This is a genomic window from Streptomyces sp. NPDC001351, assembly GCF_042896045.1.
Taxonomy (GTDB): domain Bacteria; phylum Actinomycetota; class Actinomycetes; order Streptomycetales; family Streptomycetaceae; genus Streptomyces.
In genome coordinates this window covers 385,397-399,038 of the sequence record NZ_JBIAWS010000003.1, presented here as the reverse complement: position 1 = coordinate 399,038, position 13,642 = coordinate 385,397, and the positions used below count along the sequence as shown (strand labels likewise).

Here is a 13,642-nt window from a genome sequence, read left to right as displayed (position 1 = left end):
CCCGCCGCCGTGTGCCCCGATCCCGCGGGCCGGCGATCTCGTACGGACCTCCAGGAAGGCACCCCTCGTGTCCTCAACTCCCGCTTCTCATCTGCACCTTGCCGTCGCCCTCGAGGGCACCGGCTGGCACCCCGCCTCCTGGCGCGAGCAAGTGGCCCGCCCTCGGGACCTGTTCACCGCCGGATACTGGTCCGACCAGGTCGCCGAGGCCGAGCGCGGACTGCTCGACTTCGTCACCCTCGAAGACGGCCTGGGCCTGCAGTCCTCGCGCTACGGCGAGCCGGACGGCCGCACCGACGAGGTCCGCGGCCGCCTCGACGCCGTACTGATCGCGTCCCGTATCGCCCCCCTCAGCCGGCACATCGGCCTGGTGCCGACCGTGATCGCCACCCACACGGAGCCGTTCCACATCTCCAAGGCGATCGCCACCCTCGACTACGTCAGCACCGGCCGCGCCGGGCTGCGGGTGCAGATCACCGCCCGCCCGCACGAGGCCGACCACTTCGGCCGCCGCACCTTCCCGCCCATCGACCTGGCCGAACTCCAGAGCCCTGCCGGGCAGGAGCGGCTCACCGAGCTCTTCGACGAGGCCGCCGACTATGTCGAGGTCGTGCGCCGGCTCTGGGACAGCTGGGAGGACGACGCGGAGATCCGGGACGTCGCCACCGGCCGCTTCATCGACCGGGACAAGCTGCACTACATCGACTTCGAGGGCAGGCACTTCAGCGTCAAGGGCCCCTCCATCACCCCGCGCCCGCCGCAGGGCCAGCCGCTCGTCACCTCTCTCGGACACCAGACCGTCCCGTACCGGCTGATCGCCCGCCAGACCGACGTCGGCTACGTCACCCCGCACGACACCGGCCAGGCCCGCGCGATCGTCGCGGAGATCCGCGCCGAGCAGGAGGCCGCCGGGCGTGCCGGTGAACTCCTGCACGTCTTCGGTGACTTGGTGGTCTTCCTCGACGACGACCAGACCGCCGCCGAGGACCGCCGCGCCCGCCTCGACGCCCTCGCGGCCGAGCCGTACACCAGCGACGCACGCATCTTCGCCGGCACCCCCGCCCAACTCGCCGATCTGCTGCAGGAGTTCGCCGAGGCAGGGCTGACCGGGTTCCGGCTGCGGCCCGCCGTCGCCGGACACGACCTGCCCGCCATCAGCCGCGGCCTGGTCCCCGAACTCCAGCGCCGCGGCGCCTTCCGCACCGCCTACGAGGCCGACACCCTGCGCGGCCTGCTGGGTCTCGCCCGCCCCGCCAACCGCTACGCCGCCGCGACCGCCTGAGCCGGAAGGACCGTACCGACATGAGCAAGCCGCTGAAGCAGATCCATCTGGCCGCACACTTCCCGGGCGTCAACAACACCACCGTGTGGAGCGACCCGAAGGCCGGCAGCCACATCGAGTTCAGCTCCTTCGTCCACTTCGCGCAGACCGCCGAACGGGCGAAGTTCGACTTCCTCTTTCTCGCCGAGGGCCTCAGGCTGCGCGAACAGGGCGGGAAGATCTACGACCTGGACGTCGTCGGCCGACCCGACACCTTCACCGTCCTGGCCGCGCTCGCCGCCGTCACCGAACACCTGGGCCTGACCGGCACCATCAACTCCACCTTCAACGAGCCCTACGAGGTGGCCCGCCAGTTCGCCAGCCTCGATCATCTCTCCGGCGGCCGCTCCGCCTGGAACGTGGTCACCTCCTGGGACGCCTTCACCGGCGAGAACTTCCGCCGCGGCGGCTTCCTCCCGCAGGACGAGCGCTACTCCCGCGCCAAGGAGTTCCTCACCACCGCGCACGAACTCTTCGACTCCTGGCGCGGCGACGAGATCATCGCCGACCAGGCCACCGGCGTCTTCCTGAGCGACGCGAAGGCCGGCTCCTTCGTCCACTCCGGCCAGCACTTCGACATCCACGGCCAGTTCAACGTGCCGCGCTCCCCGCAGGGCCGCCCGGTCATCTTCCAGGCGGGCGACTCCGACGAGGGCCGCGAGTTCGCCGCCTCCTCCGCCGACGCGATCTTCAGCCGGTACGCCACCCTGGAGGCGGGCCAGAGCTTCTACAAGGACGTCAAGAGCCGCCTCGCCAAGTACGGCCGCCGCGCCGACCAGTTGCTGATCCTGCCCGCCGCGAGCTTCATCCTCGGCGACACCGACGAGGAGGCGGAGGAACTGGCCAAGGTGGTGCGCCGCCAGCAGGTCAGCGGGGCCACCGCCATCAAGCACCTGGAGTTCGTCTGGAACCGGGACCTGTCCTCCTACGACCCGGAGGGCCCGCTGCCCGACATCGACCCGGACGTCAGCGACAACCACATCTCCAAGGGCCGCGCCCAGGTGCGCATGTACCGCGACCCGCTGGCCACCGCCCGCGAGTGGCGCGAGCTGGCCGCCGCCAACAACTGGTCCATCCGTGACCTCGTCATCGAGACCGGCAACCGCCAGAACTTCATCGGCTCCCCGGCCACCGTCGCCAGGACCATCAACGACTTCGTGCAGGCCGACGCCAGCGACGGCTTCATCCTCGTCCCGCACATCACCCCCAGCGGCCTCGACGTCTTCGCCGACAAGGTCGTGCCGCTGCTCCAGGAACAGGGCGTGTTCCGCACGGAGTACGAGGGCCCGACCCTCCGCCACCACCTGGGCCTCGCGCACCCGGACGAGGCGTCGGACGAGCGGGTGGCCTCGTGAAGTTCCTCGCGATCACGCTGATCGTCCACCGCCCGGACCCGGTCACCGGGGTGCAGAAGTCCACCCACGACCGGTTCCGGGAGGTGCTCGACAACGCCCTGCTCGCCGAGGAGCTGGGCTTCGACGGCTTCGGAGTGGGGGAGCGGCACGAGCGGCCGTTCATCTCCTCCTCGCCGCCGGTCGTGCTGAGCCACATCGCCGCGCTGACCAAGCGCATCCGCCTGTTCACCGCGGTGACGACCCTCAGCCTCCTGGACCCGGTCCGCGCCTACGAGGACTACGCCACCCTCGACCACCTCTCGAACGGCCGGCTCGACCTGATCATCGGCAAGGGCAACGGCGCCGCCCAGCGCGACCTGTTCCACGTCACGCCCGAGGACCAGTGGGACCGCAACGCCGAGAGCTACGAGGTGTTCCGGCAGATCTGGCGCCAGGACAAGGTCACCGCGGCGACCCGCTTCCGCCCCGAGCTGGAGGAGGCGGAGGTCTGGCCGCGCCCGTACCAGCAGCCCGTCCGGGTCTGGCACGGCAGCGCGACCAGCAAGGAGTCGGTCGACCTCGCCGCCCGCTACGGCGACCCGCTGTTCTCGGCCAACGTCACCAACCCCATCGAGCCGTACGCCGAGTTGATCCGCCACTACCGCGAGCGCTGGGAGCACTACGGCCACGACCCGGCACGGATCGCCGTCGGCGCGGGCACGGCGGGCATCTACGTCGCTCCCACGACCCAGGAGGCGCTGGCCGCGTACCGGCCGGTCTTCGAGTCCAATCTGGCGTTCTTCAAGAAGGCCGGTCTGCCGGTCGTCTTCGAGACCCTGGAGGACTTCGTCGAGCGCAGCTCCGCCCTGATCGGCAGCCCGCAGCAGGTCATCGACAAGGTGCACCGCTACCACGAGCAGTTCGGGCACACGGTGGTCCACCTCCACGCGGACGCGAGCGGACTCACCGACACCCAGCACCGCGACTCGCTGGAGCTGTTCCACTCGGCGGTGGCTCCGACCCTGCGCAAGGCCATCCCGGACCCGCCCTTCGAGTGGGGCCCGGTGCTGCCGGGAGCACCGACCAGTGAGGAGCCGGCCCATGTCTGACATTCCCCTCGGCGTTCTCGACCTGGTGCCGATCTCCTCCGGTTCGACGGCCGCCGACGCCCTGCGCAACTCCATCGACCTGGCCCAGCAGGCCGAACGCCTCGGTTACGCCCGCTACTGGTTCGCCGAACACCATCTCAACCCGGGCGTCGCGGGCACGTCCCCCGCCGTCGTCCTGGCCCTGACGGCTTCCGCCACCTCCACCATCCGCCTGGGCTCGGGAGCCGTACAGCTCGGCCATCGCACAGCCCTGTCCACGGTGGAGGAGTTCGGCCTGATCGACGCCCTGCACCCCGGACGCTTCGATCTGGGCCTGGGTCGCTCGGGCGGCCGCCCGCCGGGCGAGAAGGCGACCGGGCCGACGACCACCCCGGTCGTCGACGGCCGCGCCCCGAACGGCCTGCTCATCCCGCCCCGCTTCTCCTTCGAGCGCCTCCTCGGCTCACCCCGGATCGCGCTGCAACGCAGGCTGCTCCTGCTCCCGAACGCCGAATCGCAGGACTACGCCGAGCAGATCGACGACATCCTCGCCCTGCTGGCCGGCACCTACCGCTCCCCGGAGGGCGTCGAGGCGCACGCCGTGCCGGGCGAGGGCGCCGAGGTCGAGCTGTGGATCCTCGGCAGCAGCGGCGGCCAGAGTGCTGAGGTCGCCGGCGCGCGCGGCCTGCGGTTCGCCGCCAACTACCACGTCAGCCCGGCCACGGTCCTGGAGGCGGTGGACGGCTACCGATCGTTCTTCCAGCCGTCCGACGTCCTCGACAAGCCGTACGTCAGCGTGTCCGCGGACGTCGTGGTCGCCGAGGACGACGAGACGGCACGCGAACTCGCGACCGGCTACGGCCCGTGGGTGCGCAGCATCCGCACGGCCGAGGGCGCGATCGAGTTCCCGACACCAGAGGAGGCACGCGCCCACCCCTGGACCGACGAGGACCGCGCCCTCGTCCAGGACCGCCTCGACACCCAGTTCGTCGGCTCCCCGGCACGGGTGGCCGACCAGCTGGAGCAGCTCCAACAGGCCACGGGCGCCGACGAGTTGCTCATCACGACGATCACTCACGACCATGCGGACCGGGTGCGGTCGTACGAGCTGCTGGCCGAGGAGTGGAAGCGGCGGTGAGACTCGACAGCCCGAACCGGTCGGGGCGAGCTTCATACGGGTGTGGCGGTCCGCCGCCTGTGCCGCAGCTCCGGTAGTGCTCGGCGGTGTGACCGTCGTCCAGGAGAGGTGGCGGACGGTGTCCCGGAGCCCGGAGCCCGGAGCCCGGAGCCCGGAGCCCGGAGCCCGGAGCCCGGAAACCGGAAACCGGTTCCGGGCTCGGCTGGATGTGCCCCGCGACGACGGCCTGCGTGCCGTCGTCGGTCCCGCCGCTCCCGCATGCGCCCCGAAAATGATCGCTCCGGCGGTCTCGGTAAGAGCTCGGCATGAGCTCGGTATGACGGAGGGTGATCGCCGGACCCGGCGCGGGCCGGCCGGTCGAGTGCGGCGTAAAGTGCCTGGCCGGGTCCGGTCGGGTGGCCCGACATGCCGTGGAGGGAGCGCGCGATGGCCAGTCCGCCGGAACTCACCATGGGGCGGCTGCTGTCCTCATGGCAACCGGACGTGCCCGCGCTGCTGCTCGTCCTGCTGCTGGGCGCCTTCTACGGCTGGGGCGTACTGCGGCTGCGGCGCCGGGGCGAGCGCTGGCCCGTATCCCGCATCGCCGCCTTCGCGGTGCTCGGCCTCGGCACCCTCGTCGTGGCGACCATGTCGGCCCTCGCCGTCTACGACCGTGTGCTGTTCTGGCCGGCCGCGGTGCAGAACATCCTGCTCGACCTCGTCGCACCGCTGGGCCTTGCGCTGGGCGACCCCCTGCGGCTGGCCGTGCGCGCCCTTCCCGAAGGAGCCGCCGAGCGCGTCCAACGGGCCATGACCGGCCGCCTGGTACGCCTGCTCACCTTCCCGCTGGTCAGCACGGCCCTGGTGCTGGCGACCGAACTGACCGTGTACTTCACCCCGTACTTCGAGACGGCCCTGCGCCACGGCTGGCTGCACCAGCTGATGTATCTGCACCTGCTCCTGGCCGGCTGCCTGTTCGTGGTGCCGGTGCTCACCCGCGAGGAGGCGCTGCCCGCCTGGTGCACCCATCCCGTGCGGGCGGCGCTGGTGTTCCTCGACGGCATCGTCGACGCCGTCCCCGGCATCGTGGTCATGACGCACGGCACGCTGATCGCCGGCGCCTGGTATCTGCACCACGCCCCGCCCTGGTCGCCGGACGTACAGCATGACCAGCAGCTCGGCGGCGGCGCGATGGTCGGCATCGCCGAGCTGGTGGCCCTGCCCTTCCTGCTCGCCATCCTGGTCCAGTGGGCCCGCACCGAACGCGCGACGACGGCCGCACTGGACCGCCGCCTGGCGACGGAACTGATCCCGGCGGCGCCGACGGAGGGGCAGACCGAGTCGCCCGATCTCGTACGCCCGTGGTGGGAGACCGAGAACAGCGAGATCGCCCGCCGCATCCGGCAGCAGTGAGCACCGTGCCGGCCCGCCGCTGATCCATGGCACAGTCCTCGCTGTGGAGCCGAGAGCGAGGGCGGTGTCGTGAGGGAAGCAGCGAAGGACTTACCGGGCCTGTGGCGGCAGCGGGATTTCATGCTGCTGTGGAGTGGCCAGACGGTCAGTGAGATGGGGTCGGCGGTCACCGAGGTCGCTCTGCCGCTGCTCGCGGTCGTCGCGCTCAAGGCGAGCACGTTCCAGGTCGGACTGCTGACCGCGGCCACCACCCTGGCCTTCGCGGTGATCGCGCTCCCGGCGGGTGCCATGGTGGACGGCGCCGCCAAGCGCTCCATCATGATCGTCTGCAACCTTCTCCGTCTGGTGATCATCGGCTCGGTTCCGGTGGCGGCGGCGTTCGGTGTCCTGACGCTGGCGCAGCTGTACGTGGTCGCGGTGGCGGCCGGTGTGTGCTCGGTGTTCTTCGACGTCTCGTACCAGAGCCATGTGCCGTCACTCGTCCGCCCCGAACACCTGATGAGCGCCAACGGCAAGCTGGGGACCACCCAGGCGTTCGCCCAGCTCGGGGGACCGGGCCTGGGCGGCGGGCTGGTCGGGGTGTTCGGCGCCGCGGGGGCGATGACGGCCGACGCCCTCTCCTACGTGGTCTCGGTCCTGTCGCTCCTCGGGATCAGGACCCGGGAGGAGCCGCCGCCGGCGCGACCGGCGGACGAGACGCTGCGGCACCGGATCGCCGAGGGCCTGAAGTTCGTGTTCGGGCACGCCATCCTGCGCAGGGTCGTGGCGTGCACGGCCACCGCGAACCTGTTCGGCGGCATGAGTTCGGCGCTGGCGATGGTGTTCCTCGTCCGGGTGCTGCACGTGCGCCCCGCGCTGACCGGGCTGATCATGGCGGGTGCGGCCATCGGCGGGATCGCCGGGGGAGCGTTGGCCGGCCGGCTCGCCGGGAAGGTCGGCTCGGCGCGCATCATCTGGGTGTCGATGCTGGTCTGCAGCGCGCCGCAGGTCATGGCGGCGGCGGCCTGGCAGGGCTGGGGAGTGCTGCTGTTCCCGCTGGGCTGGGGCGTCGCGTACTTCTCCGGGATGGTCTACAACATCGCCCAGATCAGCTACCGGCAGTCGGTGACACCGCCGGAGCTGATGGGCCGGATGAACGCGGCCGTGCGCTGGGTGGTGTGGGGCACGCTGCCGCTCGGCGGCGTCCTCGGCGGGGCGCTGGGCACCCTGATCGGGGTGCGGCCCGCACTCTGGCTGGCCTTCGTCGGTTCGTGGGCGGCCGGCTGGTTCGTGTTCTTCTCCCCGCTCCGCCGCATGCGCGATGTTCCGCAGCCCGCGTCGGCGTCCGCCCCCTTGCTTACGAGCTGAGGGCGATCGCCCTCACCAGCACGGCCAGCGACTCCTCGGGCGCCGCTCCCGCGGTGTCCACGACGATGCGTTCGCGGTTCCACGGCTCGTACTCCCTGGCAGTGACCTCTGCCCAGTCGGGCAGCGGCAGATCGGGGATGTCCACCGACCGTGATGCCACGCGCCGCCGGTGCTCCGCCGGATCCGAGCAGATCACCTCCACCTCGGCGCAGGCGACACCCGCCCGCACCGCCGCGTCCCGCCAGGCGTCCCGGGTGACCGCCAGTGGATTCACCGACTCCGCGATCACCGAGAACCCCTGCCGCAGATGCTCCTCGGCCAGCGCGTACCCGACGACGTAACCGGCCGGACCCACCGGATGCCGCGCCGTCCCGGAGCGGACCAGCGCCTGCTCGATGGTGTCCACCCGCACATGCACCGCGCCGGTCCGCGCGGCCAGGAGCCGCGCAAGGGTGGTCTTTCCGGTGGCGGGCAGGCCGCCGATCACCACGAGCATGCGGTCATCCTGGCACTACGCCGTCGACGACCACGACGGCGTCTACCGCAAGGTCATCGGCGTGGAGCCGCTGCGGCCCGCCCCCTGAGCGTCCCCCGGCGCCGGCCGGCCACCGGTGGGAGTGGAGAAGACGCCCTGGCCGGGCGCCAGGATCCCGCACGGGTCGTACGTGCGCTTCGCCGACTCGAACCGCGCCCAGGCCGGACCGAAGTGGGTGCGCCAGTCCGCGTGGGTGAAGGGGATGCTGCCGACCGGGTACTGCGTGCCGCCGGCCGCCGCGGTGGCCTCGTAGGCGTGGCGGTTGGCGGCGAGGAGGCGGTCGACGGTGGCGGTGTCGTCCGGCGGGGCGGCGCGCAGCACCGCGAAGAGGTACGGGACGGGATCGTCGGGGGTGCGCAGCAGGGGCGTGGTGAGGCGCTCGCGCAGGAGCGGGTAGACGAGGACGACGCCGGGGCCCAGGTCGGTCGTGGTGAGCGCGTCCAGCACGTCGGCGGTGAGGGCGGCCGCGGACCGTCCGGGGAGCAGGAGGTTGAGCCAGGGATGGGCGTACGTCCACAGGCCGGCCTCCTTGAGCTCTTCGACGCCGGGGGCGACCCGGTCGAGGAAGTCGTAGTAGGGGAGGTCGGCCTGCTCCACGCCGGACGGGTTGTGGCGCAGGCCGCGCAGCAGGACCGTGTCGTCGGGTGCGGGACCGACGGGCGGGCCGTAGGCCACGGCCTCCAGGGTGTATGCGCGGAAGGCTCCGTCGGCGTCCGCCGAGACCTGGCCCTCGACGTAGTCGAAACGGCCCTCCCGGACCAGGGTGCGCTGATCGTCGAGGAAGGTCTGCAGGTCGTCGTAGGGCAGCAGGTAGTGCCGTACGGTCCGCGGCGCGGGCAGCAGGCGCAGGGTGGCGCCGACGACGACCGCGCACTGGCCGAGGCCGGCCAGGACGGCGTGGAAGAGGTCGGGGTGACGGGTGGGGGAGCAGTGCACCAACTCGCCCGCCCCGGTGACGACTTGGAGCTCGCTGACGTTGTCGACCTGGGCGCCGTGCCGGTGGGTCTGGCCGCCCAGACCGCCCACGGACAGGGTGCCGCCGACGGAGAGTTCGAGGTAGTCGGTGAAGACGGGCGGGGTGCGGCCGTGCGCGAGGGTGGCCCTGGCGACCTCGCTCCACCTGGCGCCCGCGCCGACGGTGACCGTCGTGCCGTCCGGGGTGAGAGGGCCGATGTCCGCGAGGGTGGCGGTCTCGACGACCAGGCCGCCCTGGACCTGCGCCTGGCCGTGGGTGGCATGCCCCTGGCCGCGCGGTGCGAGGGGCAGGCGGTGCGTGTTGCAGAAGCGGACCATGGCGACGACGTCATGGACCGAGCCCGGGTGCAGGACGGCAAGGGGACGGTGGTGCACGATGTGGCCGAAGTCCTCGGAGGCGGCGGCGAGTGACGCCTCGTCGATGACGAGTGTCCCGTCGAGCGGGGGGATCCCCGCCAGGCCCGGGCCGGACTCGGATCCGCTCACAGCCCAGGTCCGGGCGGCGGGGTCGAAGCCGACCACCGCCGCACCGGAGACCGTGAGTCCGCGCAGCAGGGCACGTCGTGACGGTGTGTGGGACATGGGCACAACCACCTCGCACGCAACGGGAACGATCAACTCCCCGTCATCCTAGGAGGGTTGGTCCGGTCGCGGTGGTGTGCCGTGCGGTCCGCGAGGGAGCGGATCAGGTCATTCGTCGGTGGCGAGCGAGGCGCGGGTCGGCTTGCCCAGGGCCCAGAACAGCACGCCCAGGAGCATGAACCCGGCGAGCGGGACGGCCTCCGTCAGCAGGTACTTCCAGCGCTCGGCGTGACTCCAGCCGTCCGGCGCGTAGGCGGATCCGAACCAGTGGTCACCGAGCCCGGGGGCGACCAGCTGCACGCTGGCGAACAGGATGAGCACGGTGAGGACGACGCTGATGATGCCGGGGATGGGCGCCTTGTACGGGCGGGGGACGTCCGGGGCCTTGCGGCGCAGTACCGCGAGCGCCGGGAAGATGCCCAGGTAGCTGACGAGCGTGGTGGAGACGGCGAGGCCGAGGACCGCGCCGAAGAGCTTGGCCGCGCTGCCGTGGGTCAGTTCGTGGGCCAGCACCAGGACGACGGTGGAGACCAGGCCGCTGAGGATGTTGACCCGCACCGGGGTGCCGAAGCGGCTGGAGATGACGCCGAGGAAGCGGGGCGCGGCGCCGTCGTAGCCGGAGACGGCGAGGGCGCGGTCGGAGCCCATGACCCAGGTGACGCCGGACGACAGCACCGTCAGGATGAACATGATCGCGGCGATGTCCCCGAGCAGGCTGCCGACGCCGCTGAGCGTGGCCGTGCCGTCGGCGGCGACGTGCCCGCCGTAGACGGTGAAGACCTGCCGGATCGCGTCGAGGAACCCGCCGAGACCGGTGACGGCCTTGACCGGCAGGACCAGCAGGATGCCGAAGATCGGCAGTGCGTACAGCGCGACGGACAGGGCGGCGCTGCGGAAGATGGCGAAGGGCACGTCCTTCTGGGCGTCGGTCATCTCGTCGCCTGCGGTGTTGGGCAGTTCGAAGCCGACGTAGTTGAACATCAGGACCGGCACCAGACCGACGAAGCCCGCGTACGTCGGCGAGAAGTCACCGGCCCCGAAGCCGTGCAGGCCGTGCTTGATCCCGTAGATCACGACGGTGACGGTGAACAGGCCGAGCAGGACGAAACGGCTCCAGGCGCCGATGGTGGGAATCCACTTGCCCACGTCGAAGGAGAGGATCGCGGCGAGTACGCCCACCCAGACGAACACCAGGGTGAAGACGTAGAAGGCCGGCGTGCTCAGGTCCTTGCCGTCGTTGAAGAAGGTGGTGAAGGCCGTGACGGCGGCGACGGAGAGCGTGCCGCCCAGCCACACCGGGTTGGTGATCCAGTAGAGGAAGTTGTTGACGGCCCCGGCGAGGCGCCCGAAGGCCCGGCTGGTCCAGATGTAGGGACCGCCCTCGTCGGGGAACGCGGCCCCGAGCTCCGCGGTCAGCAGCGCGGAGGGCACGAAGAACACGAGAGCCAGCACGATCAGCCAGGTGAACGCCTCGGCACCCTTCGAGGCCACCGTGCCGATGGTGTCCACGCCGACGATGGTGCACAGGAGGAAGAAGAGAATGTCGAAGCGGCCGAAGTGCTTACGCAGCTTCTGCCGCTCCGTCCGGGCCGTTTCCGGCTCGGACGCGATCTGGCCAACGGTCACGGGAACTCCTGCGTGCGCGCGGGGTATGGGTGCGATTCGGCCAATGATCGGCGTCGCCGCACAACCGCACAAGCGTTCCTGTACAAGTCTTGACCATCGCCGGGGACGCCCTACTGCACCGGAAACCCAGCCGAAACATCCGACCCGGCGGGCACGGGGCGCGTGGCTACGGCAGCGCCGTCGGAGCGGGCCTCCAGTGCCCGCAGTACGGCCACCATGTCCTCGCCTCCGTGGCCCTGCGCGACCGTTTCCCCGAACAGGATATGGCAGACGTCGAGCAGAGGGGAGGCGAGACCGGCCTTGCGGGCGGCCTCTGCGATCAGCCGGTTGTTCTTCAGGACGTCGGCGGCCGACGCCTGGACGGCGAAGTCACGGTCCAGCAGTTTGGGCGCCTTCATCCGGGAGACGGCGCTGGCCATCGGGCCCGCGTCCAGGACATCCCGCAGCAGCCGCGGGTCGAGTCCGTGCCGGTCGGCGAAGTGGAACGCCTCGGTCAGCCCGGTGACCAGCGTGATCAGGAACAGGTTGACCGAGAACTTCATCAGCAGCGCGCCCGGCACGGGGCCGCAGCGGAACGTCTCCCCGCACATGGGTGCCAGCAGGGGCCGTACGGCCGCCACGGCGTCGTCGTCCCCCGCCAGCATCGCCACCAGCTGCCCCTGCTCCGCCGGGACGCGGGACCCGGAGACCGGGGCCTCCACGTAACGCCCGCCCGCACCGTGGACGGCCTCCCGCAGGCCGGCCGAGTACTCCGGCGTGGTCGTGCCCATGTGGACGACGGTGTGCCCGGCGACCCGCGGGGCGAAATCCGGGGTGCCGCGCCCCAGGACCGCGTCGACGGCGCTCTCGTCGGCCAGCATCAGGATCACGGTCTGCGCCCGGTCGAAGACCTCGGCGGGGCCGGCGGCGATCTCGGCTCCGGCGGCCCGCAGGGGTTCGCACCGGGCCGGGGTGCGGTTGAAGACGACCAGAGGTGTCCCGGCGCGGGCGAGGTTGAGCGCCATGGGCCGGCCCATGACCCCGAGGCCGACGAAACCCACGTACACGATGGACCACCGTCCTGGCTGATACCGATCGGGCCGACGCGGAGGCGACTGCCCTCGCCCCGGCTATGACGGCGGTCATAGTAGCCCGCACTATGACGGCGGTCATAGAGTGCGGAGGAGTCGTCGATGCTTGGAGTGGTGGGAGGAGACCGAGGATGACGGCGGCACAGGCGCCGCGGCGTGGACCGCGGGAGCGGATGGTCTTCGGTGCGGCCCAGCTCATCCGGCGCGACGGGGTCGCCTCCACGGGGATGCGGGAGGTCGCCGCATACGCGCAGGCGCCACGCGGTTCCCTCCAGCACTACTTCCCCGGCGGCAAGGAGCAGCTCGTCAACGAGGCGGTCGGCTGGGCCGGGAGATACGCCGGCAACCGCATCGACCGGTTCCTCGCCGCGCTGCCCACGCCGACGCCCGGCGGGCTGTTCGCCGAGATGGTGCGCCAGTGGACCGACGAGTACGAGACCGCCGGATTCGCGGGCGGCTGCCCGGTGGCCGCCGCGACCGTGGACTGCGCCGAGTCCACCGCGTCGACCCGGGAGGCCGCGGCCGCCGCATTCGGCACCTGGACCGGCTCGGTCGCCCGGGCCCTGACGGACATGGGCGTACCCGAAGACCGGGCCGGGACGCTGGCCACGCTCATGATCGGAGCCCTGGAGGGGGCGATCCTCATCGCCCGAACCGAGCGGAACGTCCGCGCCCTGACGAGCGTGGCCCGGGAACTGGGCCCCCTCCTCGACGCGGCGGTGGTCAAGGACGGCGCCTGACCCCCTGCCCGGCTCACTCCTCCCAGTCGAGCTGATGCTCAGGGGTCCCCACCGACCGCCCGTACGCGATCGCTTCGGCGCGTCCCGCCGCATCGCCGCGCCGGTACCTGCTGATCCGATATGCGGCTGCCGCCGCGTGGCCTTTCCGGCGAAGACGACCACGCGCTCGTCCCCCACGGTGAAGTCCGCGTACCAGCCGTTCTCCGGCTCCAGCGCTTCGGCGAGCGCCTGCGCGAGTCCGCTCACGTCGTCGCTGTCGGTCTCCCACTCGACGAGTGTCCACAGCCGGGGCTGGGCGGGGCTGGCGCTTGCCGACAGGTCGAGCCGGGTGACGTTGCGCAGACGCAGTCCAGGGGGCTGGAAGACCGCTCCGGGCCGCAGGCTCTCGCCGATGACGTATCCCGTGATGTGTGATCGACTCATGACTGGACGTTATCGGCCGCCACTGACATTCGGCGCTGCGAGACCGGAACGGCCGCTGACCGTGGCGACCC

At 71.5% G+C, this 13,642-nt stretch carries 11 protein-coding genes; 7 read left to right on the top strand and 4 right to left on the bottom strand.

Annotated elements, in window-relative coordinates:
- Positions 1–67: 67 nt before the first annotated feature.
- The 6 genes from ACFY1U_RS12120 to ACFY1U_RS12095 all read left to right on the top strand — a co-directional run bounded on the left by ACFY1U_RS12120 (position 68) and on the right by ACFY1U_RS12095 (position 7,620).
- Entirely contained in the window at positions 68–1,282 is a 1,215-nt protein-coding gene (locus ACFY1U_RS12120) for an LLM class flavin-dependent oxidoreductase (RefSeq protein WP_390694018.1), read from the top strand.
- A gap of 20 nt (positions 1,283–1,302) precedes the next feature.
- A complete protein-coding gene (locus ACFY1U_RS12115) occupies positions 1,303–2,676 on the top strand; it encodes an NtaA/DmoA family FMN-dependent monooxygenase (RefSeq protein WP_390694017.1) in 1,374 nt (457 codons plus the stop codon).
- Positions 2,673–3,764 (top strand): LLM class flavin-dependent oxidoreductase, encoded by a 1,092-nt coding sequence (locus ACFY1U_RS12110; protein ID WP_390694016.1) that lies wholly within the window; start codon positions 2,673–2,675, stop codon positions 3,762–3,764. The genes ACFY1U_RS12115 and ACFY1U_RS12110 overlap by 4 nt, the downstream gene beginning before the upstream one ends.
- Positions 3,757–4,881, top strand: coding sequence for an MsnO8 family LLM class oxidoreductase (locus tag ACFY1U_RS12105; RefSeq protein WP_390694015.1), 1,125 nt, complete (start codon positions 3,757–3,759; stop codon positions 4,879–4,881). The genes ACFY1U_RS12110 and ACFY1U_RS12105 overlap by 8 nt, the downstream gene beginning before the upstream one ends.
- Positions 4,882–5,307: 426 nt before the next feature.
- Positions 5,308–6,273 (top strand): cytochrome c oxidase assembly protein, encoded by a 966-nt coding sequence (locus tag ACFY1U_RS12100; RefSeq protein ID WP_390694014.1) that lies wholly within the window; start codon positions 5,308–5,310, stop codon positions 6,271–6,273.
- 69 nt (positions 6,274–6,342) lie between these two features.
- Positions 6,343–7,620 (top strand): MFS transporter, encoded by a 1,278-nt coding sequence (locus ACFY1U_RS12095; protein WP_390694013.1) that lies wholly within the window; start codon positions 6,343–6,345, stop codon positions 7,618–7,620.
- On the opposite strand, the gene ACFY1U_RS12090 is transcribed toward ACFY1U_RS12095, so the two are convergent.
- The 4 genes from ACFY1U_RS12090 to ACFY1U_RS12075 all read right to left on the bottom strand — a co-directional run bounded on the left by ACFY1U_RS12090 (position 7,610) and on the right by ACFY1U_RS12075 (position 12,384).
- Positions 7,610–8,116, bottom strand: a complete 507-nt coding sequence (locus ACFY1U_RS12090; RefSeq protein ID WP_390694012.1) for an AAA family ATPase — start codon at positions 8,114–8,116, stop codon at positions 7,610–7,612. The two genes, ACFY1U_RS12095 and ACFY1U_RS12090, sit on opposite strands and share 11 nt — an antisense overlap.
- Before the next feature lie 42 nt (positions 8,117–8,158).
- A complete protein-coding gene (locus tag ACFY1U_RS12085) occupies positions 8,159–9,712 on the bottom strand; it encodes an FAD-binding protein (RefSeq protein ID WP_390694011.1) in 1,554 nt (517 codons plus the stop codon).
- A gap of 108 nt (positions 9,713–9,820) precedes the next feature.
- Entirely contained in the window at positions 9,821–11,338 is a 1,518-nt protein-coding gene (locus tag ACFY1U_RS12080; RefSeq protein ID WP_390694010.1) for an APC family permease, read from the bottom strand.
- Between the two features lie 110 nt (positions 11,339–11,448).
- Entirely contained in the window at positions 11,449–12,384 is a 936-nt protein-coding gene (locus tag ACFY1U_RS12075; RefSeq protein WP_390694009.1) for an NAD(P)-dependent oxidoreductase, read from the bottom strand.
- 155 nt (positions 12,385–12,539) lie between these two features.
- Between ACFY1U_RS12075 and ACFY1U_RS12070 the strand changes: the two genes are divergently transcribed.
- The gene (locus ACFY1U_RS12070) at positions 12,540–13,148 is read left to right on the top strand and encodes a TetR/AcrR family transcriptional regulator (RefSeq protein WP_390694008.1); all 609 of its coding nucleotides are present in this window, start codon (positions 12,540–12,542) and stop codon (positions 13,146–13,148) included.
- The last annotated feature ends 494 nt before the right edge of the window (positions 13,149–13,642 follow it).

Excerpts from the sequence above, each read along its gene's own strand:
- ACFY1U_RS12090 (WP_390694012.1), bottom strand. The coding sequence starts at position 8,116 with ATGCTCGTGGTGATCGGCGGCCTGCCCGCCACCGGAAAGACCACCCTT.
- ACFY1U_RS12085 (WP_390694011.1), bottom strand. The coding sequence starts at position 9,712 with ATGTCCCACACACCGTCACGACGTGCCCTGCTGCGCGGACTCACGGTC.
- ACFY1U_RS12100 (WP_390694014.1), top strand. The coding sequence starts at position 5,308 with ATGGCCAGTCCGCCGGAACTCACCATGGGGCGGCTGCTGTCCTCATGG.
- ACFY1U_RS12070 (WP_390694008.1), top strand. The coding sequence starts at position 12,540 with ATGACGGCGGCACAGGCGCCGCGGCGTGGACCGCGGGAGCGGATGGTC.
- ACFY1U_RS12115 (WP_390694017.1), top strand. The coding sequence starts at position 1,303 with ATGAGCAAGCCGCTGAAGCAGATCCATCTGGCCGCACACTTCCCGGGC.
- ACFY1U_RS12105 (WP_390694015.1), top strand. The coding sequence starts at position 3,757 with ATGTCTGACATTCCCCTCGGCGTTCTCGACCTGGTGCCGATCTCCTCC.